General features: G+C 52.3%; 17 protein-coding genes. 13 read left to right on the forward strand and 4 right to left on the reverse strand.

Annotation, left to right across the window (positions count from 1 at the left end):
• Positions 1-9 precede the first annotated feature (9 nt).
• Positions 10-579 (reverse strand): response regulator, encoded by a 570-nt coding sequence (locus M6D89_RS03890; RefSeq protein ID WP_253966712.1) that lies wholly within the window; start codon positions 577-579, stop codon positions 10-12.
• Between the two features lie 146 nt (positions 580-725).
• Here M6D89_RS03890 and M6D89_RS03895 point away from each other — a divergent pair, with 146 nt between their 5' ends.
• From M6D89_RS03895 to M6D89_RS03920, 6 genes are all read left to right on the forward strand, one after another.
• Complete coding sequence (locus M6D89_RS03895; RefSeq protein WP_253966713.1) at positions 726-1,577, forward strand: ATP-binding protein; 852 nt, start codon at positions 726-728, stop codon at positions 1,575-1,577.
• A 395-nt stretch (positions 1,578-1,972) separates the two neighbouring features.
• On the forward strand, positions 1,973-2,245 hold the full coding sequence (locus M6D89_RS03900; RefSeq protein WP_253966714.1) for a hypothetical protein: 273 nt from the start codon (positions 1,973-1,975) through the stop codon (positions 2,243-2,245).
• 686 nt (positions 2,246-2,931) lie between these two features.
• Positions 2,932-3,450, forward strand: coding sequence for a hypothetical protein (locus tag M6D89_RS03905; protein ID WP_253966715.1), 519 nt, complete (start codon positions 2,932-2,934; stop codon positions 3,448-3,450).
• Positions 3,451-4,084: 634 nt separating this feature from the next.
• The gene (locus M6D89_RS03910; protein ID WP_253966716.1) at positions 4,085-4,804 is read left to right on the forward strand and encodes a transposase; all 720 of its coding nucleotides are present in this window, start codon (positions 4,085-4,087) and stop codon (positions 4,802-4,804) included.
• A gap of 57 nt (positions 4,805-4,861) precedes the next feature.
• Complete coding sequence (locus tag M6D89_RS03915; protein WP_253966717.1) at positions 4,862-6,064, forward strand: hypothetical protein; 1,203 nt, start codon at positions 4,862-4,864, stop codon at positions 6,062-6,064.
• A 192-nt stretch (positions 6,065-6,256) separates the two neighbouring features.
• Positions 6,257-7,075: a hypothetical protein gene (locus tag M6D89_RS03920; RefSeq protein WP_253966718.1), complete on the forward strand. Its 819-nt coding sequence runs from the start codon at positions 6,257-6,259 to the stop codon at positions 7,073-7,075.
• A gap of 752 nt (positions 7,076-7,827) precedes the next feature.
• On the opposite strand, the gene glgA is transcribed toward M6D89_RS03920, so the two are convergent.
• Together glgA and glgB are read right to left on the reverse strand one after the other, a co-directional pair.
• Positions 7,828-9,300 (reverse strand): glycogen synthase GlgA, encoded by a 1,473-nt coding sequence (gene glgA / locus M6D89_RS03925; RefSeq protein WP_253966719.1) that lies wholly within the window; start codon positions 9,298-9,300, stop codon positions 7,828-7,830.
• An 8-nt stretch (positions 9,301-9,308) separates the two neighbouring features.
• Positions 9,309-11,501, reverse strand: coding sequence for a 1,4-alpha-glucan branching protein GlgB (gene glgB / locus M6D89_RS03930; RefSeq protein ID WP_253966720.1), 2,193 nt, complete (start codon positions 11,499-11,501; stop codon positions 9,309-9,311).
• 423 nt (positions 11,502-11,924) lie between these two features.
• Between glgB and glgC the strand changes: the two genes are divergently transcribed.
• The 4 genes from glgC to M6D89_RS03950 are packed head-to-tail and all read left to right on the forward strand — an operon-like array spanning position 11,925 to position 16,827.
• Positions 11,925-13,178, forward strand: coding sequence for a glucose-1-phosphate adenylyltransferase (glgC, locus tag M6D89_RS03935; RefSeq protein WP_253966721.1), 1,254 nt, complete (start codon positions 11,925-11,927; stop codon positions 13,176-13,178).
• Between the two features lie 11 nt (positions 13,179-13,189).
• Positions 13,190-14,923 (forward strand): glycoside hydrolase family 57 protein, encoded by a 1,734-nt coding sequence (locus tag M6D89_RS03940; protein WP_253966722.1) that lies wholly within the window; start codon positions 13,190-13,192, stop codon positions 14,921-14,923.
• A complete protein-coding gene (gene malQ, locus M6D89_RS03945) occupies positions 14,920-16,476 on the forward strand; it encodes a 4-alpha-glucanotransferase (RefSeq protein WP_253966723.1) in 1,557 nt (518 codons plus the stop codon). Before M6D89_RS03940 ends, malQ begins: the two co-directional genes overlap by 4 nt.
• Positions 16,477-16,479: 3 nt before the next feature.
• Positions 16,480-16,827 (forward strand): PilZ domain-containing protein, encoded by a 348-nt coding sequence (locus M6D89_RS03950; RefSeq protein ID WP_253966724.1) that lies wholly within the window; start codon positions 16,480-16,482, stop codon positions 16,825-16,827.
• Between the two features lie 70 nt (positions 16,828-16,897).
• Here the strand turns inward: M6D89_RS03950 and M6D89_RS03955 are convergent, their stop codons facing one another.
• The gene (locus M6D89_RS03955; RefSeq protein WP_253966725.1) at positions 16,898-18,955 is read right to left on the reverse strand and encodes a TonB-dependent receptor; all 2,058 of its coding nucleotides are present in this window, start codon (positions 18,953-18,955) and stop codon (positions 16,898-16,900) included.
• A gap of 236 nt (positions 18,956-19,191) precedes the next feature.
• Between M6D89_RS03955 and M6D89_RS03960 the strand changes: the two genes are divergently transcribed.
• The 3 genes from M6D89_RS03960 to uvrA all read left to right on the forward strand — a co-directional run bounded on the left by M6D89_RS03960 (position 19,192) and on the right by uvrA (position 26,237).
• Positions 19,192-19,602: a BlaI/MecI/CopY family transcriptional regulator gene (locus tag M6D89_RS03960; protein WP_253966726.1), complete on the forward strand. Its 411-nt coding sequence runs from the start codon at positions 19,192-19,194 to the stop codon at positions 19,600-19,602.
• Positions 19,599-20,513, forward strand: coding sequence for a M56 family metallopeptidase (locus M6D89_RS03965; protein WP_253966727.1), 915 nt, complete (start codon positions 19,599-19,601; stop codon positions 20,511-20,513). Before M6D89_RS03960 ends, M6D89_RS03965 begins: the two co-directional genes overlap by 4 nt.
• 168 nt (positions 20,514-20,681) lie before the next feature.
• Complete coding sequence (gene uvrA, locus M6D89_RS17170) at positions 20,682-26,237, forward strand: excinuclease ABC subunit UvrA (RefSeq protein WP_254722094.1); 5,556 nt, start codon at positions 20,682-20,684, stop codon at positions 26,235-26,237.
• The last annotated feature ends 27 nt before the right edge of the window (positions 26,238-26,264 follow it).

Genomic DNA, 26,264 nt, shown 5'->3' on the forward strand with positions numbered 1-26,264 from the left:
CCGGCGCCCTTAAAAAAGCTGGGGAAAAAACCGCTTTAGTTTTCGCTTCAGCGCCTGCTCGGAAATCGGCTTTGCCAAATAGTCGTTTATGCCCCGGTCAATGGCTTCGCGTATTAAAGTGGCCTGAGTGACCGAGGTGGACATCACAAAAGGCGTGTGCACATATCGCTCTGAGGCTTCCATCGCTTCGTGAACCTCCAGGCCGTTTTTAATCGGCATATTCCAGTCGCACAGCACCAGATGAAAGGGCAGAGGAGTGTCGTACAGTAGCTTAATCGCACTCTGACCATCGTGAGCCAGGGTGGTGTTGTCAAAGTCCAGGCCTTCCAGCTGGGTGGCCAGCATTTTCGCGCTGGGCTCATCATCGTCCACCAGTAAAATACGCACATCCTTGCGGCTTTGCGGGCCGGTTTCGACTTTGTGCTCTTCGGCGGTAAATTTAGCGAGCACTCTTCCCAGCTGGCGGTTCATTTCTTCGCTGGCGGCGTTCGGCGCATCCGTTAGCTTTTTCTCCAACCACTGTTTGCGCTGGCTCAGCGTCTGGATAATCAGGGCTTTTTCTTCTGCAGTAAATTCCATATAAAACGTATCGCGTAGAAATGTCAGGGCCTATTAACTATAGCGCAAATCTGTATTGGATTGGCCGCCGCTCCAATTTATCACCCATTGTCGGTAAATGGTAAGATTGGTGGCATAAATTGCCCGATTCCCCTCAGGAGCCCCGTATGGCTGACATGTCCGACCTTTTAACCCGCGTCGATCAACTCTTGGATCGCCTTGATCACTTTATTCCCACGCCACCACCGGCCACCGACTGGAACGCCGACGCCTTTTACTGGTGCGCTCACCCCGCAGGCGGCTATCTCGAGGCGGTTGGCAAGCCTCACCATATTCCGCTGGATGCATTACAAAACGTCGACCGTCAGAAAGAGGCCATTCTGCGCAATACCGCCCAATACGCCGAGGGCAAGCCCGCCAACAATATTCTCTTAACGGGATCGCGGGGCACAGGCAAATCCACCCTGATTAAAGCCTGCTGGTACAGGTACAAAGACGCGATCAAGCTGATTGAAATCGACAAGCCCGACTTAAAAGACCTGGGCAAGCTGCTGAGCATTCTGGCGGAGCGCCCCGAGCGCTTTATTATTTTTTGCGATGATTTGTCGTTTGAAGAGGGCGAGCACCACTACAAAGCCCTTAAGTCGGCCCTGGATGGCTCCATCCGCGCCCCGGGCGATAATATTTTATTCTACGCCACCAGCAACCGCCGCCATCTGCTGCCCCATAAAATGAGTGACAATCTGGAAACAGAGCAAATCGACGGGGAAATTCGCCCCGGCGACAGCATGGAGGAGAAAACCTCGCTGTCGGAACGGTTTGGGTTGTTGCTTACTTTTTATCCGTTTCGGCAGGATGAGTACTTTGCCGCTTGTGAGTATTGGGTGGAGCATTTAGGCGGGCAGTGGAGTGATGAGGTTCGTGCGGCGGCGTTGCGGTGGAGTATGACGCGGGGGTCGCGTAGTGGGAGGGTGGCTTGGCAGTTTGCTAGGGATTATGTGGGTGGGGCGGGGATTTAGGTTTTCCCGCTGGCCGTAAGTCCGGCCTTGAGCCGGTATCTAGATAAATTGCGCCGCCGAGGCGGCATCTCTTTATTTGCCCTTAGTCGCCGGGCGGGCGAGTCCCTTTTTGTAATGCGACGAAAAAGGGACGGAAAAAACGCACCCCGGCATTCAGCCCGTTGGGTGCCCTCGCTACGGCCGATTTTAGGGGACCGCATCGACACGCCGTCCCTGGCGTGGCGATGCTTGCGTACGCGTCCATGCGTACTTACCGCCCTAAAATCGGCCTTCGCTCGGCTGGATGCAGGGGAGGGCGAGAGCGGTGCTTCGTAGCTGGCTGGGCGAGTAGGTGATGGCTCATGTATCATCATCCTGAGCCACAAAGCGACCAAAACCTATTTGGGAGATCCGAAATGAGTAGATTGGATAAAGAAGAACAGGAAATTCTGGAGGCATTCGGTGCAGGGAAGTTACAACGGTCAACGGACAATGAGGGCAGGAAAGCTCGACATCAAGACTACGCCGAAGCTATGTTTAAAAAAGATGCGCGCATTAACATCAGGCTTTCCTCTAAGGACCTTCGGGGGTTGCAGAAAAGAGCTTTAATTGAGGGCATTCCTTATCAAACACTTGTTGCTAGCATTCTTCATAAATATGTTGAAGGTCGTTTGCACGAGGATCGGTAGTTAGTCAGTTATAGCGGTTGAGTGGTGCGAACATCTGCATTGTCATACCGGCCTTGAGCCGGTATCCAGAGGGATAGCGCCGCCGGTGGCGGTAACTCTTTATTTGCCCTTAGTCGCCGGGCGGGCGAGTCCCTTTTTGTAATGCGACGAAAAAGGGACGGAAAAAACGTACCCCGGCATCCAGCCCTTCGGGTTCCCTCGCTACGGCCGATTTCGCCGTCCCTGGCGTGGCGATGCTTGCGCAAACGTCCTGTTTGCTTACCCCCTAAAATCGGCCTTCGCTCGGCTGGATGCAGGGGAGGGGCTAAGAGCGGTGCTTCGTGGTAGAGCGGGGCAGTTGCGTTTCTTGCTCTAGAGTAATATTGTACGGCGACTATAAACACTTACGCTTACTTTTTCTGGGGACGGAGTTATCATAAATGAATTTCCCTTTCCTGTAGAGGGTTGCCTGCTTCCACTTTAATTATTTTCTACCTTAAATGGAGTGCAGGACGCATTTTTCGAATCATGAGAGGATGAGTAGTCAGCCTGTTTTAGATAATTGGACCTGTTAAAATAATATTTTCATATCCGGGATGGTCAAGAATCAACAAGACTTAACATTAAGCTTGTCTACATAAAACCAACAGGTTATGAGCTGATCGTTTAGTCGACTAGCGCTTAGTTACTAAGCATAAGGATGGACAATGAAAAAAACACCACTATCCACAGCTAAGGTACCCTATATTATTTTTGGAGCAATAAGTCTGGGAGTTGTCGGTTTTTCAGCCCTTCTATCAATCTTTTACTATCGAGATACGTTTGGTGTTCATCTGTCATCAGAAATGGATGAGTGGGCGCACTTCGGTTCATTTTTTGGCGGTTTTATCTCTACGACTATTTCCTTCTTTATGCTTGTTGCGATTATTATCACTATTTGGCTTCAGGCACGCCTACTGTACCAGCAAGATGAACAGCTTCAGCACTTGGTTCTATCCTCGAGCCAGAATAAAGTTCACCAGCACAAACAAACCTTGTTGAATGAATGCCACCTGTCTTCCAACTCAAGCTTTCAAGAGGCCAGCCTCAATAGAAAAGACCTTTCGTATGCAGTAGAAAAAAAGGTAGAGCTAACAAAAGAAATTGAAAGCTTCAAGAGAAATTCAGCCGGAAAAATAAATGTTGAAAAAATGAAACTAGTCTGGAGCGCGCATTTAAAACATTAGAGAAATATAACTCCTATATAGAATCCCAAGAGAAACTGGTCAAGTACAACATAATTTGTCATAAAGGCTATGCCAGTATTTCGAATCAGTTGACGCTGGAGTCATTTGATTCAATAGATGAACTGAACAGAGAGTTTATTAAACTCTACAGAGAGAATATTTCCAGTGCATCGGAAAGCCTCCCCTAATTAGCTGGAAACATTAAATTATTGGCGTATTAGCCTCTGAAATAAGGCGCGAGCGGGTCTCGAGGGTCAGCGGGTCTCGAGGGTCAAGCCTTACATTTTACATCGAGTGTAACGGCGGCAGAGTAGGTGAGGTTATTCTTTAACCAAGAAATCAAGTTTGTCTAAAAGCCTCAAGGATCTGTGAGCCGCCATGCTTGGCGGGACTATTCAATTAGGGAAATTATGAAAAATATAATTAAAATACTGACTTTAACCATTCTGTCGCTGTTCGTTGCTTCTTGTAGTTACGATGACCTTAGCGAAAAGCTGATACCGAAAGAAGAGTCCGATTTTGCCAGGAAGTATCTATCCAATGATCAATGGGGTCAGAGTCGTTGATTTTGGGGTGATGCTTAACTAAGCTCCTAGATAATCATAGAATCCAGTATTTGTTCAGGGAGGAACCAGTGGCTCGACTGCGTCGCCCTTACTTGGCAGGTTGCCCACAGCACATTATTCAACGGGGCAACAATCGTGAAGCGTGTTTTCTGGCCGATGATGATTGCGCCTCATATTTGCGCTATCTGGAAGATGCCGCGAATGGCTACGAGGTAGCCATACATGCGTTTGTGCTAATGACCAATCATGTGCACTTGCTTGCAACACCAGCAAATAAAGATGGCATAAGCCGCATGATGCAAGCATTGGGGCGGCGATACGTTCAGTATTTCAATCATACGTATCAACGTACAGGCACTTTATGGGAGGGGCGCTATAAATCTACTCTTGTGGATTCTGAGACCTACCTGTTTACTGTATATCGATACATTGAACTCAACCCCGTTCGCGCAAATATGGTGAAGCACGCAAGCCAATATATCTGGTCTAGCTACCAATACAATGGGGCGGGTAGGACGATTTCACTGATTACGCCCCATCCAGAATACGTAGCATTGGGAGATAATCACGCGGAAAGGCAGTCTGCTTACCGAGATCTATTTAAAGGCAGAATGCCTCAATGGGAGCTACAAAGCATCCGAGATGCAACAAATAGAGCATGGGTGCTCGGTAGCGAGCAGTTTAAGCGCAATTTCGAGTCGAAGACCGGAAGACCCGCGCATCCAAGACAGCGCGACGGCGATCGAAAATCGTCGCACTGGAGAAACCAACGACTCTGGCCCCATTGATCGGACCCCATTGATCGTAGATATTTTCCTTTTATATAATTCTGCGGAGAAGTGAAATTGGATTCAATTGAAGGGTCTTACAGTTTTACAGGTTATATATACAATAACGAATCAGTTTGTGCTGAGGAAATCACCTTTCGGAGTCATTCTCCGCTATTCAGTGACTGGGATGATAGCGGGAAGTACAAGGTTCTGCTTGTTGGTGTTGGCGGAGAGCTCCTTTTTGAAGAAAATTTTAGTCCTAGCCCCGTTTCTATAGAAGATGAATTCTCTCACAATAGCGAAGTTTCCTATTCGTATTCATATAGCATCAGTATTCCTTATGATGGGAATGCTAGATCTATTACGGTATCGGATACGACGACTGGGGATTTTCTATGCGAGTATGAAATCGTGCCAAACAAATATTCTGTGCAATTTTTGAATGAACCTGAAGGTCTATTGAGTGAAGGTCAAATACTAGAGTGGAGTGCATCGGGCGCGATGGATGGCAATAGCCTTCAGTATGCGTTGGAATATTCCCATAATGCCGGTGAGCCTGGATCATGGCAAAACATACCTCTTAATGATTCATCTGCAACACAATACGCTGTTGATTTAGATGTTGTTCCGGGGAGCTTTACTTCGTCGGCCTTTCGAGTCATAGCATCCGATGGAGCCAGCCACGCTATTGATACTACTGAAAATGAGCTTTATGTGCCAATTCGGAAGCCTCAGGTGATCAAGTTTTTATCCAACCCAAGTTTTCTTAGGGCGGGTGTGGGTGGAGATATGGCGGTACAGTTAAGAGGTGTGGATGGAGAGCTAACATCTGTCGATAATATATTATGGCACTCCGATCGTGATGGGATCGTTGGCAGGGGAGATAGCTACGATGGCAGCAACCTATCTGTAGGGATGCATGAGATAAAAATTGATATTCAAATGGGAGATGGTCAGGTTTTCGAGGAAAAAATCACTGAAGTACAAGTGATAAGTGTTGGGCCTGTTGTTGAGGTTAAGTTAGGCGATGGAGAGATGTTGGGGCTCGAATGTAATGAGCTAGAAATAGATGTCCGTTTCCCGCATGCTGAAATGGATGAAGTTTTGTATTCCATGGGTGTTAATGATCAGTATCCAACCAATACGATAACAGGGCCAGATCAGTTGCCGATTAAGTATGCGATCACGAAGACTGTGAGGTTGAACTTAATAGCCATAGATAAGGCTGGGCTCAAAGATGTCTACGACGAAACTCTCCAGCCTTTGGGCTGCGAGTAAGGGTAAGCAGAGCCCCGACGGTCATCCATTAGGCAAATTGTATGGCGTGAGGATCAGGCCTTACATTTCACATCGAATGAAACAGCGAAAGAGTAGGTAAGGTTATTCTTTAACTAAGCATTCGAATTTATCTAAAAACCTCAAAGAACTTTGGGCCGTCATGCCGGGCGGGACTATTCAATTAGGGAAATTATGAAAAATATAACTAGAATACTGACTTTAACCATTCTATTGCTGTTCGTTGCTTCTTGTAGTTATGAGGACCTTAGCGAAAAGCTGATACCGAAAGAAGAGTCCGATTTTGCCAGGGAATATCTATCCAAGGTGAGGGCGAAAGACTACGAGTATGTTAAAAGTAAATTGGGTCCGGAATTAAAACCTGAGTTAGACAACGATCTAATCGATCAGATGGCGGACTATTTTAGGCCGGGTGAGCCGATCTCGGTCAAAATAATCGGCTCTCAAGTCAATGTGTTTAATGGCCAGTGGCAAGGAAATTTTACTTTTGAATTTGAGTTTGAAACCGGCTGGAATATTGCGAACACTGCTCTGAGAAAAGTTGAGGGTGACTATGAGGTCACAGGCGTCAACGTCTACCAAACCGATGATTCTCAGGGGAATATCAACGCTTTCACGCTCTCATCAAAAAGCCTTCTGCAATATTTTGTTCTTTTTCTGGCTATTGCCGTTCCGGTTTTTATTATCGTTACGCTGGTGGTTTGCATTCGAACCCCCATACAAAAGAAAAAGTGGCTTTGGATAATATTTATACTGTTGGGCGTGGGGGCTATCCAAGTAAATTGGACAAATGGAGCCTACGCAATCCAGGTTTTAAGTGTTCAATTTTTAGGCGCCTCGGCCTTTTCTGCCGGACCCGCTGCACCTTGGATTATTTCGGCTTCAATACCCTTTGGGGCATTCATATTTTGGTCACGGCGACGAAAATTAATGCTTCAGGCAGAAGAGTCCAGAAGAGCAATGCTATCGAGCGAAAACCGCTCACTCGATTGAGTCTGGAATTTTATAAGAGATTTCAAAATAGGCATGAATCCCGCAATTTCAGCGCGCATGATGCCTTCTGGCGGATGCCAGCTGCGCTGCCCTTTTTTAAACGTGAATGGCTCACTAGAAGATTAAGGAACAAGAGTTGATACTGCATGGAAATATAACCATAAACGGAAAGCACTATTCGAAGGGGTCATACATTTCCCCTTGGAAGGTTTATCCGTTCTTTCTGTTTCATATGCTTATTTTTGGCGGTTCGGGTTTTGCGATGGCCTATTTTTTCGAGGCGCCCGCGAGCTTTTTGTATATGCACGGTGGTTTCGCAATTTTAGTCTATTTGGTTTTCTATTTGACTATTTTCGGTAGGGATGAGGTCAAATGGATGTTGATTAATGCAGCGCTCGGTATATTTGGCTTGTACAGCGAAGTGGGTATACTGCTTTCTTTTGCAGATAAGAACATTGACAGCTTTCCGTTTTACATTCACGTAATCCCTTTTATGTATTATGTGCTTTACACCTTCCTGTTACGCCAGCTGGTCCTGGAAGTGACCGGCAGCAGAGATGATGAAGTGAAATCGAAGAAGATCAATCGTCTATACTTGGTTTTCTCGCTGGTTATATATTGTATTATATTCGTTATTGGTAAGCTTTAAAGTCGACTTTTTTCTAATACTGCCAGCCCCGGATCTTTATCTTTTGATTTAAGATAAAAGTTCGGGCACCGTTGCCTAGCTAAAAAGTATCGCTTTTCACCAGCTATTCCAACAACCCCCGATAAAGCTCCATATACCCCTCGCAACTCTGCTGCCAACTAAAGTCGGTGTGCATGCCGTTTAACTGCAGCCGGCGCCACAACTCGGGCTCGTGGTAGCAGGCTAGGGCGCGTTCCAGGCAGGTAGTTAGGGCTGGGGCGGTGGGCTGGTTAAACAAAAAACCGGTTTCATCGATTTCATCGACCGTTAGTGAGCCCTGGCGCCAGGCGTCTAGCTGGGTTTGGCAGAAGTTAATCACGGTATCGCGCAGGCCACCCACATAGTGGCACACGGGTACCGCGCCATAGCGCTGGCTGTACATTTGGTTGAGGCCGCAGGGTTCGAACAGTGAGGGCATAAGAAAAATATCGCAACCGGCCTCTACCCGGTGGGACAGGGGTTCGCTGTAGCCGATGGTGGCGGAGGCTTTGTCGGGGAATCGCTCTGCGAGTGCGGCCAAGCCTGCCTCTAAATCCTTTTGCCCGGTGCCTACGGCTACTAGTTGACATTCGCTGCGCTCGAGCATGGGGGTTAAGGCTTCTAGAATTAAGCTAACGCCTTTTTGCTCTACCAGGCGGCCGACAAACCCGAGCAGTGGGATTTCCGGGTCTACCGGTAGCCCCAGTTGTTGCTGCAGTGCTTGCTTGTTTTCCGCCCGTCGCTTAATGCTGCGGCGGGTGTATTTGCGTTCCAGATAGTCATCGGCGCCGGGGTTCCAGGTTTCTGTATCAATGCCGTTGATAATACCCGACAAGTCGGCCCGGCGGTGTTGGAGTAATCCTTCAAAGCCGTGGCCGAAAGCCTCGGTTTGAATTTCTTCGGCGTAGCTGGGGCTGACGGTGGTGATTTTATCGGCGTAGACCAGCCCCGCTTTTAAATAGGAAAAGTGATCCCAGAATTCTAAAGATTCAAAGTGCCACCATTCGGGCGGTAGGTTTAAGTACTCGAAGGTGGCGTAATTAAATACGCCACGGTACGCCAGGTTGTGAATGGTAAACACTGTAGCCACAGAGCTGTTATGGTAGCGGAGCAGGGCGGGGACCAGGCCGGTTTGCCAGTCGTGGCAGTGAACGATCTCGGGCTTAAAGTCGGTGTTGATTTCGCCACAGGCAAGCATTTGCGCGACCCGGCTTAGGATGTAAAAGCGTTTGGGGTTGTCTATCCAGTCCTGGCCCTGGTCGTCGCCATAGGGGCCGCCGTCTCGCTCGGAAAACTCGGGAATGTCCACCAGCCAGGTGAGTACCCGGCTGCCGGGCAGGCGAGTTTGCCACAATGTGACTTTGCTACCGTCACAAGCAAAGATTGCGATGGCGCGGCGCTCTTTGGCCTTTGCCAGTAATGATTTATAGGCGGGCAATAACAGGCGCACCTGGGCACCGGCTTTTAAGAGTGCGCGGGGCAGGGCGCCACCGACATCGCCCAGGCCGCCGGTTTTAATTAACGGGTAGGCTTCGCTGCAAACAAACAGTACTTTCATAAAAAGGCCTATGCTTCGCCGGTAGTATCAAGCGGTTGCAAAACAATCCCGGCCAGCGGCGGCAGGGTGACTTCCACACTGAAGGGTTGATTCATCCAGGGGATAGGCTCGGCCTGTAAACCGGCTCCATTACCCAGGTTGCTACCCCCGTAAAACGCCGAGTCGGAATTAAACGCTTCGCGGTAATAGCCCGGTTGGGGGACGCCAATGCGGTAGCCCTCGCGGGGTTGGGGGGTAAAGTTAAGCACCACCACCGCCACTTCGCCGCCGCCGCAACGCAAATAGCTGAGTACCGACTGGGTGCTGTCATGGCAGTCCACCCACGAGAAACCTTCGGGTTGATAGTTCTGCTGATGCAGCGCCGGGTTATGGCGATACAGCTGGTTTAAATCGGCGACGGTTTGTTTTAGTCCCACATGTGAGTCAAAATCCAACAATGCCCAGTCCAGCTGACCTTTGTCGGCCCACTCACTCCACTGGCCGAATTCACACCCCATAAACAAAAGCTTACTGCCGGGGTAGGTAAACTGGTAGGTGTAAAGCAAGCGCAAGTTGGCAAACTTCTGCCAATAGTCGCCGGGCATTTTATTGATCATGCTGCCCTTGCCGTGCACCACTTCGTCGTGGGAGAAGGGCAATTGAAAGTTCTCGCTGTAGGCGTACATCATGCCAAAGGTTAAGCTGTCGTGATGGTACTGGCGGAATATGGGGTCTTTACTCATGTACTGCAGCGAGTCGTGCATCCAGCCCATGTTCCATTTGAGGGAGAAACCCAAACCGCCCAGATACACCGGGCCCGATACCTGAGGCCAGGCGGTGCTCTCTTCGGCAATGACCAGGGCGCCGGGACTTTGGCCGTGGCACTGCACGTTAAGCTCGCGAATAAAGTCTACGGCCTCAAGGTTTTCGTTGCCGCCGTAGCGGTTGGGTATCCAATCGCCGTCGTCACGAGAGTAATCCAGGTGCAGCATCGAGGCGACGGCATCCACCCGTAAGCCATCGATGTGAAACTCTTTCAGCCAGTAGAGGGCGCTGGCGATCAAAAAGTTGCGTACTTCGTTGCGACCGTAATTAAAAATTAACGTGCCCCAGTCTTTGTGCTCGCCCATGCGCGGGTCTTGGTGTTCGTATAGGGCGGTGCCATCGAACTTAGCCAGGGCAAACTCATCCTTGGGAAAATGCGCGGGCACCCAATCCAGAATCACGCCTATATTGTGGCGGTGTAAATAGTCGACAAAATAGCGAAAATCGTCCGGGTTGCCGAAGCGGCTGGTGGGGGCAAAGTAACCGGTGCATTGATAGCCCCATGAGTCATCCAGTGGATGCTCTACCACGGGTAAAATCTCAATATGGGTAAACCCCAGAGGCGCCACGTAATCAACCAACTGGTGGGCCAGCTCGCGATAGTTTAGGTAATCTCCGTCGCTTGAGCGTTTCCACGATCCCAGATGCACTTCATAGACCGATAGTGGGGCATGCTGCCAATCCCAGTTGGCCCGCTGGGTCATCCAGTCGGTGTCTTGCCAGGTGTAATCGACCGGCGCCGTCACCTTTGCCGCCGTGGCGGGGCGCAACTCAAAAGCCTGCCCGTAGGGATCGGTTTTGACACTCACGGCGCCCGTCTCGCGCTGGCGCAGTTCAAACTTATAAAGCTCGCCCACATCCAAGTCGGGGATAAAAAGCTCCCACACCCCCGAGCCACCGCGTGAGCGCATGGGGTGGGCGCGACCGTCCCACTGGTTAAAGTTGCCCACCACACTAACCCGTTCGGCCCCGGGCGCCCAGGTGGCAAAGCGCACGCCGCGAATACCATCCACTTCTTTAATATGGGCGCCCAGCATATCGTATAGCTGCCAGTGGCGGCCTTCGTTAAAAAGGTGTAAATCAAATTCCGAAAGCTGGGGGCCAAAGGTGTAGGGGTCGTGATTGTTGACCTTGTGTCCATCGGCGCTGGTCCAACTAAGCCGGTAGTGACTGTCCTTTACTTTACTGGCATCGGCCGTGTAAAAATCGGTGTTGGGGATATGACTTAACTCAACGGTTTGGGTGTCGGTTTGTAGTCTCGCCGCGCCATTGGCATGGGGCAGAAAAATCAGCAGCTGATCCTCGTGACGACCCAGTACCGCAAAAGGGTCGTGGTGGGTGGCTGCACTGATTCGTTGCATGGCGGGTGAAACGTGACTTCCTTTGGCGCGCGGCATATAAGGCTTATTCCTTTTCCTAGGTGCTGAACACAAAACCGTAACACACTCTCGTTATAGTAACGTTAAATGATGCACTGTTTAAGGTCGATTCGATAATGCTTTTGCACGTTTGGTGCCAGCGCTTGGCTTTGCTGTCCTTTACCTTTTTAACCTTCTGCACTATACCTATTTTACTAGGGTTTATTCTCCCTCAGCGAATGGTTGTCCCGTACGTCGATTCACGTAACGGTCTTTTTACCCCTTCACACTTTACGTTTATAAGCTAAACCGTGACAGTTTTATGGCATTCATATTGCTGTCTGATTACTGCTGGTTGTGTTGGCACCTTTGCCACCCCAACGAATCGCAGGAAGTACTTTTGCCTTGCGCGGCAAAAGAGGCGGCATAATAGGTCGTACATTTAAGAAGGAGCTTTTTACAATGCCTAAACCAAAATCGGGACGTTTTGTCAGTCGGCTGACACGCGAAACCCTGGCTTTAGTCTTGGCGGGCGGGCAGGGCACTCGGTTAAAAGATCTGACTCGCTGGCGCGCAAAACCCGCCGTTCACTTTGGCGGAAAATTCCGGATTATCGACTTTCCTTTATCCAATTGTGTTAACTCAGGCATTCGCCGGATTAGCGTGCTTACCCAATACAAATCCCATTCGTTAAACCGTCATATCCAACGCGGTTGGGGTTTCTTGGGGGGCGAGTTGGGAGAGTTTGTGGAACTGATACCCGCGCAACAGCGTCTGGGAGACTCCTGGTACGCGGGTACAGCGGATGCGGTATTGCAAAATCTGGATATTATTCGCCGCCACGATCCCAGCTATGTCTTAATTTTGGCCGGGGACCATGTCTATAAGATGGACTATGGCACCATGCTTGGGGCACACGTGGAAAGCGGTGCCGATATTACCGTGGGTTGCATTGAGGTTCCCTGTGAAGAGGCGAGCGCCTTCGGGGTGATGGCCGTCGACAAGGATTATTCCATTACCGAGTTTCGGGAAAAACCCGCCAACCCCGAATCCATACCCGGAAAACCCGGCACCGCTTTAGCCTCGATGGGTATTTACGTTTTTTCTACCGATGTTTTGTTTAACGAACTAGAGAACGATCAAAGCGTTGAGGGCTCCAGTCACGACTTTGGTAAAGACATTATTCCGTCGCTTCTGGGTAAGCGTAAAGTGCAGGCGTTTCCCTTTAAAGATCCGGTTTCCGGTGGCGAAGCCTACTGGCGCGATGTGGGAACAGTGGATGCTCTGTGGAAATCTAACCTGGAGCTTACGGGCATTACCCCCGAGCTGGATTTATACGACGGCGAATGGCCTATTTGGACTTATCAGGAGCATGTTCCCCCGGCCAAGTTTATTTTTGATGACGGTGGCCGTCGAGGAATGGCAGTTGACTCCATGGTGGCGGGCGGTTGCATTGTCTCGGGGGCCACGGTGCGTCATTCGCTACTATTTCCCCGGGTGCGGATTAACTCTTACAGTGAAGTGACCGACTCGGTATTGTTTCCCAACGTTGAAGTGGGGCGTAACTGCAAGATCAAAAAAGCGCTGATTGATCGCGCTTGCATTATTCCGGCGAATACCGAAATAGGCTACGACGAGCAGGCCGACCGCGAGCGATTTTATATATCTCCCGAAGGGGTTGTGTTGGTTACGCCCGATATGCTCAACCAAGACTAGAGGTCAAGATTATGAGCACTGGCACAAAAATTCCCGTTGTTTTTTTGTGGCACATGCACCAACCGGATTATCGCGACTGCGTGACCGGCGAGTATTATTTTCCCTGGACATATTTGCACGCCCTAAAAGACTATGTGGACATGGCCGCCCACTTAGAGGCGCACCCCAGGTGTAAAGCCGTGTTTAACTATGTGCCGATTCTGATTGAACAGCTGGACGACTACGCCCGGCAACTCAGGGCCAACTTGAATTCGGGCCTGGCCATTAAAGATCCGGTGCTGGCTTTGCTTACTCAGGCCGACCGCCCAAGCCCCGGCAGCCCCGAATTTCTGGATTTGCTGGAAAAATGCACCCGCGCCAATCGCGACCGTATTATCGAACGTTTTAGCCCTTTTCGTCAGCTGGTGCATATGCTGGACGCCTGGCGTCAGGATGACGACTTACCCTGTTACTTTAATCAGCAATTTTTGACCGATTTGGCCATGTGGTATCACCTGGGGTGGCTGGGTGAAACCGTGCGCCGCCAAGACCCGCGAGTCGAGCAACTGCAAAAGCAGGGGACGGGTTTTAGCGACGAGCAACGCCGCGAGCTGCTAACCATTATTGCCGAGCTTATGACAGATCTGTTGCCACGCTATAAACGTTTGGCCGACAGTGGGCAGGCCGAGATTATCACCAGCCCCTACGCTCATCCGATTCTGCCCTTGCTGCAAGATTTTAATACCACCCGTGAGGCAATGCCCGACGCACCTTTGCCCGCTGCGTCTCACTATCCCGATGGCGACCAACGCGCCCACTGGCATCTGCAAAAAGGGCTGGAGGTATTTGAATCGCATTTTGGTTTTAAACCCCAGGGCTGCTGGGCCTCGGAAGGGGCGGTCAGCGACGGCGCGCTCGACAGTTTAGCCAAAGCCGGTTTTCGCTGGACCGCGACCGGTGATTCAGTGATGCACAACAGTCTACAAAAATCCCAGAATGAAGCGGCCGCCCAGGCTTTAAAGGAGCAGCCGGATCGGCGTCATCGCGCTTTCGCGGTAGCCGATAAATCGGTAAACATTTTTTTCCGCGACGATGGTTTGTCCGATAAAATAGGCTTTGAATACGCCAACTGGCACGCCGATGACGCGGTGGGGGATTTTTTACACCACCTGGAGAATATCGCCGACAGTGCCAGCGACCCCCAAAGCTGTGTTATCTCTATCGTTATGGACGGCGAAAACGCCTGGGAATATTACCCCGAAAACGCTTACTACTTTCTCGATGCCCTCTACGCCCGGTTGGCCGATCACCCGAGGTTATACACCACCACCTACAGTGAATTTTTAGACAGCCAGCCCACGCCTGAAACGTTAAACGGGCTCTGCGCCGGTAGCTGGGTGTACGGCACATTTTCTACCTGGATTGCCCATGTGGAAAAAAACAAAGCCTGGGATATTCTCTGTCAGGCAAAAACCGATTTTGACGAGGTGATTGAAGCGGGCGCTTTACAGGGCGACGCGTTAAGGCTTGCCACCGAGCAACTGGCGTTGTGTGAGGGCAGTGACTGGTTCTGGTGGTTTGGCGATTACAACCCCTCAGACAGCGTGCGCGACTTCGACTACCTGTTCCGCCAGCATATTAAAAATTTGTATCAGCTGATGGGTAAAGACGCCCCCGCCAAGCTTGATATTCCCATCAGCCTGGGCAGTGGCACTCCCGCCAATGGCGGGGTAATGCGTCAGGGCCATGCGGATGCGAATTCATGAAGCCTGCCGACATATTTAATCGGCGCACGGCGGGTTGCTTACTTCATCCGACCTCTCTGCCTGCGGCACGACTCGGCGGACGTGCGTTACCCTGCGGAAACTTAGGCGACGGCGCGCATCAGTTTCTGCGTTTTTTGAGTGATGCCGGCTTAAACGTATGGCAAATGTTGCCTACCGGGCCCACCCATGGTGACCGTTCGCCGTATCAGTCGTGGTCGGCTCACGCGGGTAACCCGGAGTTAATTTGCCTGCAAACCCTTGCCGACTGGGGCTGGGTTCAGGCGGACGCGTTAGGGCTGGAGACTCTGCCCGATAACATCGACTTTGGTCATTTGGCGCAGGTGCGCGTGGCCGCCTGCGAGGCCTTTTATCGTTATATAAACAGCGCAAACGGTAAATTGTTGCGGGAGGACTTCAGCCAGTTTCTACAAGACCAGTCCCATTGGTTGAATGATTTTGCCTTGTTTTTAGCCATTCGCAAAGCCCAGGGTGGGGCATCATGGTTAGATTGGGAAGCGCCTTTACGCCAGCGCGACACTCAGGCCCTTGCCGAAGCAAAAGAGCAGTATAAAAACGATATACAGCAGGCCCACTTTGAACAGTTTGCGTTTCACTGTCAGTGGCGTTCTCTGCGATCGCAAGCTAAGTCGCTAAATGTTCAGTTGTTTGGCGATATCCCTATTTTTGTGGCGCTCGATAGCGTTGATGTCTGGGCGCACCCGGACCAGTTTAAACTGGATGCATCCGGTAAACCGTTAACCGTGGCGGGGGTGCCGCCCGATTACTTTTCCGAAACCGGGCAGCACTGGGGTAACCCCCATTATGACTGGACCACCATGGCGCGAGATGATTTCGCCTGGTGGCGCGAACGTATTGCTGGGCAGCTGGAACAGTTTGATTTGATTCGCATTGATCATTTCCGCGGGCTTGAGGCCTATTGGGAAATACCCGCCGATAGTGTGGATGCCCGAGGCGGTGAATGGGTGAAAGCGCCGGGGGCGGCGTTGCTGGACAGTTTGTTTCGGCATTTTCATAGTTTGCCCATTGTTGCTGAAAACCTGGGCTTAATTACCGACGAGGTTGAAGTACTGCGCAAACAATTTGCGTTACCGGGTATGCTGGTATTGCAATTTGGGTTTGATGGCAACCCCGAGAATATTAATGCCCCGCATCACTTCGAACCGGTCAATATCGTCTACACCGGCACCCACGATAATGACACCACTAACGGTTGGCTAACAAGCTTGTCCGAGGAATCGCATCACTATCTTAATGATTATTTTGGCTCGCCTTCGCCGGATACGTGGTTGTTAATAAAAACCGCGCTGGCCTCGGTTGCCCGCATGGCTATTATCCCCCTGCAAGATTTTCTAACCCTGGATAACACTGCCCGCATGAATACGCCGGGCACTACGGATAACAATTGGCACTGGCGCTTTGAATGGTCAGATGTGCCCGAAAATTTAGCGTTACGAATACGTCACGAAATTCATTTATACGACCGGCTGGGCCACGACTTGCCTTTTGCCGACGCACATTTTTCAGAGGATTAGTTTATGGAACATCGCGCAAGCCCCCGTACCAATACCGATCTGCTCGTGGAAATCATCAGCCCCTGCGGTGACCGGGCGGCGGGTCGTATCAAAAACCTGAGCTTATTGGGTGTCTTTATCAGCAGTAACCCCGATCCCTATCGTTTGTATCAAAGCCTGACGGTATTGGTTCATTTAGCCGATGCCGTCTACACCTTAAAAGGCCAGATTGTGCGCAAGCAAGCGAATGGCATTGCCTTGGAGTTGGAGGCAAGCGCTGCCAGCTATCATCAGTCCAGTGGTTTGCTGCGCGCTGTGAAGCAGGAAATGACTGAGGAACAATCGATGAAAGGCCGTATTGTGAACCAGTAATATGTCGGTTTATCGGTAAAAAAGCCAAGCCGGTTCCGGCTTGGCTTTTTTATTTGGGCGCTGGCCTTGATTAAAACGCCATTTCCAGCGATACCCGCAGGGTGCGAGGCTCCAGCGGGTGGTAATGCACATCTTCCACCGGTTCTGTTTCGCCCGCCAATTGTGACTCGTAGTAGTAGTCAATATCGTGGTCATCGCTGTCGAGCAGGTTGAGTACATCCAGGCTCAGGGTGAAGGGCTCGAAGTGGTACCCCGCTTTTAAGTTAACCAGGGTCGATGAGCTGGATTCAACCTCGTCGGTTTCTACCAGAGGGCGCGGGCCGAAATAGCGCAGTCGCGCGCTGCCAAAAAGGCCATTGCTAAAGTTACCGCTGACCCCGAATTGCACAACATCCTTCACGGCCCCTGGAATTTCCCGGCCCGGTTGCTCGTGGGTAAACTCGGCGTCCGTGTAGGCGTATTCCAAATCCAAGGTCCAGCTATCGTTTAAACGGTAGTAGCCTGTTAACTCAAAACCGCGGCGCTCACTTTCATCGCTGGGTTCGGTATTGCCAGCGTCACCCACAAAAAGTAATTCACTGTCCAGTGTCAGATACCACAGTGCCGCAGAAACATTAAAGTTGTGCCCCAGGTGACCGCGTACCCCCCATTCACCCCCTAGCGAACGAACCAAGGGGTCGACACTATCAACCGCTGCTCCATTGTTGGGATCAATCACAATCGTGGTGCCACGGGCGTCGTTAGAGTGATAACCGCTGCCGGCGGACAAATAGGTTTCCCAGTGATCTGTCAGAGTAAAAATACCGCTGGCTTTAACCGAGGCAATACCGTCTGAGGCGTCGCCCGAGTTTTGGCTGAGGTTTACGCCCGCCGTGTTAACGCCGACCTTATCGTTCACTTCAAACTCAAACTGATCGTAGCGCAGGCCCAGAACGGTCTTAAAACGCTCGCTCCACTCAATGGTGTTATCCCAGTAGGCCGCCAGGCTCAGCTCATCCACCGCATCGGCGCGCACCACGCCATCGTGCACTCGGCGCTCTGTGGTGTAAAGGCCGACCTCGCCGATATCGTCAAAGCGGGTCTGCAAGCCAAAACGGTTTTGTACGGTTTTACCCGCCCAACGGGAGTTAATGGTGTAGCGCACCTGGCCGCCGAAAATTTGCCGGTCGTCTACCTGTTCAAACTGGTCGCCGCGCTCGGGATCATCGAGAAAGTAAGTAAAGTTTGACCAGAGGTTCATCCCGTAATCTATGGCATAGGCCTCCACCAACCACTGCTCATTTTCAAAGCCCAGGTTCACACTGTAGCGGTGCGACTCGCCGCCGGTGGTGGTATCAATAGAGCCCAGCTCGTCAATAATGCCTTGCGCCACTGCGCGGGCGGGAATTTGATCGGCGCTATTCCATTGGTTGTCGTAGGCCATCACACCCCAGCGGAAGGTGCCGTTAGAGAGGTCGGTGGTGCCTTTTAACTGCGCGTTGATTTTGTCTAAGTCTTCATCAATATCGCTCCAGGGGCCTTCGTAGGCTGTGTACTCAAGCGCCCACAACACATCGGTGGCGCCGGTGTTGACGCTGTCGGTCGCAAGCAGCCTTTGGTATTGGTCTTCACCAGCGGTTAATTGCACCATGCCTTGATTGCGCTTGCGTAAGCTTTTAATATTCGCCGCTCCCGCACCGCTAAAGTCGCCCACATCGGCATAGTAGGGGCCTTTTTGGTAGTAGAGCGTGCCCACCACTTCGGGGATAATAAAGTTTATATCGGTGTAACCCTGACCGTGACCATGGGTGCGCATATTGACCGGCATACCGTCATAGGCGGTGGAAAAGTCGGTACCATGGTCGAGGTTAAAGCCGCGCAGAAAATACTGGTTGGCCTTGCCCGTGCCGCTGTGTTGGGTTACCACCATGCCCGGTACTAGCTCTAGAATTTCGCCCACGCGCAACATGGCCCGCACTTCGATATCGGCCTGAGACACCATGCCTTGCGATGCAGACATACTTTTGCCAATCAGGTTGGTGCGCTGGCCCGACACATTAATCTCTTCGATAACGGGGTGGGCGCTAGCCCAGGGGCTAATGGCCATCGCACTGATAATGCCCACGTAAATAGCTCTTTGCCGACTCATGACGCTTCCTTTTTGTTTAAAACCTAATCACGCTACGGCGCAGACTTTTTAATGGATTCAGCAGCGCCGCAGAAAAACGCGATATTTTATCCATGGCTTACGGTAAACGGCGCCGCAGCGCGCTTTGCATTACCACTAAGGCAAAAAAACATATATAATTCAGCGCGTTAGAGAAAATATTTAATTTGAAGTAAAAGGCGATGAAAACCGCGTGATAATCGGTTTTGGGCGAACGGATGAAAAGTCGATCACTAAGTAACACCTTGCCACAACTCGGAGAGCTGGAGCTCTCGGTGTTACGTCTGCTGTGGGAGTGCCCGGAGCAGGATGTGAAAACTATTTTCGCGGCGTTGCCCCAGGGCCGATCCCTGAGCCTTAATACGGTACAGTCGACCCTGGAGCGCTTGTTTCGCAAGCAGTTGTTGCAGCGCGAGAAACGTGGCCGCGCGTATTTTTATCGCCCCGCACTGGATCGCGGCGAGTTCCTAGGCAAGCTCTTGGGCGGAGTTATCGCCAAGGTTCACACTGGGACCTTATCGCCTATTTTGAGTGGTTTTGTCGACTTTGCCGATAGCATCAGTGACGATTCGCTAAGCGAACTGGAACAACTGATCGCCGCCAAGCGCGAGCAGCGGGAGGAGTCATGACTCTCGCCCTGGAAGCGCTCAGTCAATGGCTGCTGGTGTGGACGCTGTTGTTAATTGGGCTGCGGTTGCTATACCCCTTGCTGCGCCCGGCACTTGAGCGATTGCACCCGGCCGATGGTGCGGTGGTGCGCTTGGCGCTCTACGTTTTGCCCTGGGCGTTAAGCGGCTTGCTGGTCTGGGCGGTAAATGGCGGAGCAGGGGGGCTGTGGGTGCAACCTCACTGTCATGGGGATGAATGCCAGCCCCATCGTCCAGATATTATTTACCCCCTGGTATTACTGGTCGCCGCCCTAAGCGCCTGGGGAGTACTCGCCATTTATACCTTGTGGCGCAGCTGGCAAGCCCACCGCAAAGCGCGCCACCTTTTAATGCTCGCGCGCCGCGAGGGTGATTGGTGGGTGCTGCCGACCTCGGCGCCCTTAGTGTTTACCCTGGGTTTTTGGCGCTGCCGTCTGTTTGTCAGCCAGGGGTTGCTGTCTGAGTTAAGCCCCCGAGCGCTGGATGTTGTCGCCGCCCATGAGCATGCGCATCGGTATCGCGCCGATAATCTGCGCACTTTCCTGGCAACCCTTGCGCTTTTGCCTCTGTTACCTTTTTGCCTCAGTCTACGCGAGGATCTAAAACTCGGTCATGAAAAGGCCTGTGATCTCGCCGCCTGCCAGCGCGCCGATGCCACCTTTGTGGCCCAAACCATCGTGGATGTTACCCGCCTGCAGCAGCCCGAAGCCAATGCGCTGGACGCCAGCTTTTTTGCCCGCTGTCACACCCGCACCCGTGTGCAGGCCTTGCTCGCGCCTATTCCGGCCACTGGTGGGCGCACCAGGGCATTGGCATTTATGGGGTTTTGTGCCCTGGTGCTCTTTACTCTCGGGGTCGATTCACTGCACCATGGCCTGGAATGGCTCTGGTAATCGCGCGCTGAACCAAGTGCGCCTCCTCGGCGTAATCCTCAGCCTATTATAGTCAATCGGGGTTTGATCGGTCAGGCGCTTTTTATCCAAGGTATCTAAGGCCTTGGCCATTAGCGGTCACTCCTGTATATTTAGCCAGTCTTTTTATCCGCTGCGAGAATACTATCCATGAGTTTCGACGCCATTAAAGTGCGCGGCGCGCGCCAGAACAACCTGAAGAACCTCGACTTAGACATCCCTTTAGGGGAAATGGTGGTGGTTACCGGAGTCAGCGGCTCGGGCAAGTCTACGCTGGCGTTCGATACCATCTACGCCGAGGGCCAGCGTCGCTACGTTGAAACTTTCTCGGCCTATGCGCGACAATTCCTGGACCGCATGGATAAACCCGCCGTCGATAGCATTGACGGCATTCCCCCGGCCATTGCCATCGAGCAGAACAATACAGTGCGGACCTCGCGCTCGACCGTGGGTACCATGACCGAGCTTAACGATTACCTAAAACTGCTGTTTGCTCGCGTGGCCACACTCTATTGCTCGGGTTGCGGCGATCCGGTGGTTATTGATACGCCCCAGAGTATTGTTGAGTCGCTGTACAGCAACTGGCCCGCGGAGCAACGTCTGATGGTATGCCTGCCCATTACCGTGCCGGAAAAGCTCAGCGATGATGAAGTACTGCAACTGCTCAACCAGCAGGGGTATGCCCGCATTCACCAACGCGACGGTAGCCGGGTAGAAGTGGTGCAGGACCGCCTGCGCCTAAACGATGACAATCGCGGCCGCTTAACCGAAGCGCTGGAAGCGGCGTTGCACTATGGCAAAGGCCATGTGCTGGTCTACCCACTGGATGACAACCGCGAGGTCGGACAGGCGGCGCATTACTCCAGTCACCACCATTGCCCCAGTTGCGATATTACCTACGGCAAACCCACGCCCAGCCACTTTTCGTTTAACTCGCCCATCGGCGCCTGTGAAACCTGCAAAGGCTTTGGCCGGGTTATTGGGGTGGATTGGGGCCTGGTGATTCCCGACGAAAACAAAAGTTTAAAAGACGGCGCTATTAAGCCCATCCAAACCCCAAGCTACGCTGAAGTGCAGCGCGATTTAATCAAATTCGCCAAAAAACGCGGTATTGCGATTACCACCGCCTGGAAAGACTTAAGCGAAGAAGATCGCCAGTGGGTGATTGAAGGTGAGGGCAGTTGGAGCAAAGGCGTCTGGTACGGGGTGCGTGAGTTCTTCGATTGGCTGGAATCCAAAGCCTACAAAATGCACATTCGGGTATTGCTGTCGAAGTATCGCGCCTATACCCCGTGTAAGGCCTGTGGCGGGGCGCGCTTAAAACCCGAGTCACTCTGGTGGCGCATCGGCTCGTTTGCCGAGGCGCAAAAAGCCCTGGCGGGACGCACGCGCTTTAAGCCTGTGGGCGCCACCCTGGCCGATAAAACCTTTCACAAACTGCCCGGTTTAAACATTGCCGATGCTATGCAGTTGCCTCTGGCCAATGCCTTGGCGTTTTTTAACCAGTTGGCGGCTGACAGCGGCTCGGCCATTGACGAGGCCACCGAGCTTTTGCTGGGCGAGGTGCGCTCGCGCCTCGGCTTTTTGTGCGAAGTGGGGCTTGAGTATTTAACGCTTGATCGTCAATCGCGCACTTTAAGTGGCGGCGAAGTGCAGCGCATCAATTTAACCACCGCGCTCGGTACCTCGCTGGTAAATACATTGTTTGTGCTGGACGAACCCAGTACCGGTTTGCATCCGCGCGATATTGATCGGCTGGTAAATGTGTTGCACCGATTGCGCGACGCGGGTAATTCACTGTTAGTGGTAGAACACGACCCGCAGGTGATTCTGGCCGCCGATCGCATTTTGGATATTGGCCCCAAACCCGGCCGTGATGGCGGCAATATCGAGTTTTTCGGTACCCCCAAGGCGTTGTTAAAGCGCAAAAACAACACCACGGCGCGCTACTTAAACGGCAGTGAGCAAATTGAAATGACGGTGACTGATGGCGTCGCCGAGGTGTCGCCTCAGTATTTGCCGGACCTTAATGCGTTGCATGGTAAGACCATCGAAATCAAAGGCGCCTGCGAGCACAATCTGAAAAACATTGATGTCGGTATTCCGCTGGGCAAATTGGTGTGTTTAACCGGGGTTAGCGGCTCGGGTAAATCCACCATAATGCGTCAAATCTTATACCCGGCGCTGCTCAAACATTTTGGCGAGCAAACTGAAGCGCCCGGCGCACACGATTGCATTAACGGAATGGACGCCGTGGATAAAGTCGTGATGGTGGACCAAAGCCCCATCGGCAAAACCACTCGCTCTACACCGGCTACTTATGTGGGCGCCTATGACGCCATCCGCAAGTGCTTTGTCGCCACGCCCCAAGCCAAAGAACGCGGCTACAAGCCCGGTATTTTCAGTTTTAACTCTGGCAATGGTCGCTGCCCCAGCTGTCAGGGCAACGGCTTTGAACACGTGGAAATGCAGTTTTTAAGCGATGTGTATCTGCGTTGCCCCGATTGTGACGGCAAACGCTTTCGCGACGAAATTCTGGAGATTAAATTACTCAAAGACAAACGCGCGGTATCCATAGCCGATGCTCTGGCTATGACCGTTAGTGAGGCACTGAGCTTTTTTGAAGACAAACCCGATGTCGTTAAAAGCCTGCAACCATTGGCGGATGTGGGACTGGATTATGTGCAGCTGGGGCAGGCGGTGCCCACCTTAAGTGGTGGTGAAGCGCAGCGTTTAAAACTGGCGGGCCATTTGGCGGCCAGCAAAGGTAAAGACCGCGACCATATTCTGTTTATGTTCGACGAGCCCACCACGGGGCTACATTTTTCTGATATCGCCACGCTTATGCAGGCCTTCCGGCAGCTGCAGGCGGCCGGACATTCGCTGCTGATTATCGAGCACAACCTGGACGTCATTCGTGCCGCCGACTGGATGATCGACATCGGCCCCGAGGGTGGCGATGCCGGCGGCGAGCTGATCGCCCAGGGCACACCCACTGAGGTGATGCAGCAGGGCACGGGTTACACTGCCAAAGCCCTGAATGATTACGTAAAAACTCTGGCAAAAGGCTCGCCGCTGTCCGAGGCCAGCGGCAAAGCAGCACCGAAGAAAGCCGCTAACGTGATCAGTGTGCACCACGCCCGCGAACATAACCTAAAAAATATTGACGTGACCATTCCGCGCGATAAGCTCACGGTTATTTCCGGGGTGAGCGGCAGTGGTAAAAGTACCCTGGCGTTCGATTTAATTTTTGGCGAAGGTCAGCGCCGCTACCTGGAATCACTCAACGCCTACGCCCGCCAATTTGTGCAGCCCGCTTCGCGCCCGGATGTGGACGCTATTTACGGCATTCCACCGGCGGTGGCGATTGAGCAACGCACCAGTCGCGGCGGACGCAAAAGTACCGTGGCGACGCTGACCGAAATTTATCACTACCTGCGTTTAATGTTCGTTAAGTTAGGTGTGCAGCATTGCCCCAGCTGCGATGTGCCCATCGAACCGCAAACAGTCGATGCCATTATGGCGCGGGTGCAAAAAGACTATCGCGGCAAAGAGGTCACTTTACTGGCACCCATGGTGGTGGCACGCAAGGGCATCTACCGCGAGTTGGCGCAGTGGGCGGCGGAAAAAGGCTTTTCGCAATTGCGAGTGGACGGCCACTACCAACCCACGGACAACTGGCCCGCGCTCGATCGCTACAAAGAACACGATATTGAACTGCCGTTTGCCACGGTAAAAGTGACGCCGCAAAGCAGCAGCGAGCTCATGCAGGCGTTGGAGCAAACCCTGAGCCTGGGGAATGGGGTGGTTGTTATTGCCCCCGCGGGTAAGAGCAAAGAGCGTTTATTTTCTACTCAGCGCGCGTGCCCCAGCTGCGGCTGCGGCTTTCCCGAACTGGACCCGCGCCTGTTTTCCTATAACTCCAAGCACGGCTGGTGCGAAGGCTGTTTTGGCACGGGCGTTAAATTAAAAGGCTTTGATGAAGAACAAACCGGTGAAGAGAACACCTGGCAACCGGAAGAGGACGACACGGAAACCGTCTGCCCTAAATGTGACGGACAGCGCTTAAACCCTACCGCGCTGGCGGTGCGCTTTCACGACCGCTCTATCGCCCAGCTGGCGGCCCTGCCGGTGGACGACGCTGAGAAATGGTTTGGCAAACTGACACTGAAAAAGTCCGAGCAGGCAATCGCTCGCGACCTGCTTAGCGAAATGCAAAATCGGCTGCACTTTTTGCAGAAGGTTGGGCTGAATTATTTAACCCTGGATCGCGCCGCACCCACCTTAAGCGGCGGCGAGGCTCAGCGTATTCGCCTGGCTGCGCAACTGGGTTCCAGTCTGCAGGGTGTATGCTATGTGCTGGACGAACCCACCATTGGTTTGCATACCCGCGATAACCGCCAGCTGTTGCAAACCCTGCGCGAGTTGCAGCAGCAAGGCAATACGGTACTGGTAGTAGAGCACGACGAAGACACCATGCGCGAGGCGGATCATATTATCGACATAGGCCCCCGTGCCGGGGTTAACGGCGGTAAGGTGGTGGGCGAGGGCAGCGTCGCCAAGCTTATGAAAAACAAGCAGTCGCTCACCGGGCAAATGTTGGCCAACCCCTTGCGCCACCCCATGCCTGAATTGCGCAACCCCGAAATGCGCGCTCTGTGGGAAAAAGAGACCATTACCCTGGAAGGCGCAACGCAAAACAACCTGAAAAATGTCAATGTCTCGGTGCCCCTGCATCAGCTGGTTGCTATTACCGGTGTCAGCGGCAGTGGCAAAAGTACCCTGGTGCGCGGGGTGCTCTATCCCAATGTGAAAACCGCTATTGCCAATAAGCGAAAGAAAACACAGCGCTGGCAGGGCGCCGATAACATCACCGGTTGGGAGGGCATAGATCGCATATTGGAAGTCGACCAAACCCCCATTGGCAAAACTCCGCGCTCTTGTCCGGCGACTTATATCGGCATTTGGGATGCAATCCGTAAACTTTTTGCCGGTACCGTGGACGCGCGCTTGCGCGGTTACACCCCGGCGCGCTTTTCGTTCAACGCCGGTGATGGCCGCTGCGATGCCTGCGGCGGGCAGGGCATGCAGAAAATTGAAATGAACTTTCTACCCGATGTGCGCGTGCCCTGTGATGTCTGCCACGGCTGGCGTTTTAACGATGAAACTCTAAGCGTGCGCTACAAAGGCAAACACATTGGCGATGTGCTGGCCATGAACATCGATGAAGCGGCCGAGTTTTTTAAACCGGTCAGTAAAGTGCATCACTCGCTTTGTTTACTGCAAGACGTGGGCTTGGGTTATTTGACCCTTGGACAACAGAGCCCAACCCTAAGCGGCGGTGAAGCGCAGCGTATTAAACTGGTGGCGGAGCTGGCCAAAGCCAAGATGACCCCGGAAGATGCCAAAGGCCGTGTTAACCAACACAATATGTACGTGTTGGACGAGCCCACAGTGGGTCTCCACATGGCCGATGTCGACAAGCTTTTGCATGTATTGCACCGACTGGTGGATGCTGGTAACTCGGTATTGGTGATTGAGCACAACCTGGATGTCGTGGCCGAGGCCGACTGGATTATCGATATGGGACCGGAAGGCGGTTCCGGTGGCGGTAAGGTCGTCGCGCAAGGTACACCGGCGACGGTGATTAAGCGCAAGCGGTCTTTGACGGGACAGTTTTTGGGTGAGGTTATGGGCGGAGTTTAAAGCCTGAGGTTAAAAGCTCCGACGTCG

Source organism: Gilvimarinus xylanilyticus (genome assembly GCF_024195295.1).
Taxonomy (GTDB): Bacteria; Pseudomonadota; Gammaproteobacteria; order Pseudomonadales; family Cellvibrionaceae; genus Gilvimarinus; species Gilvimarinus xylanilyticus.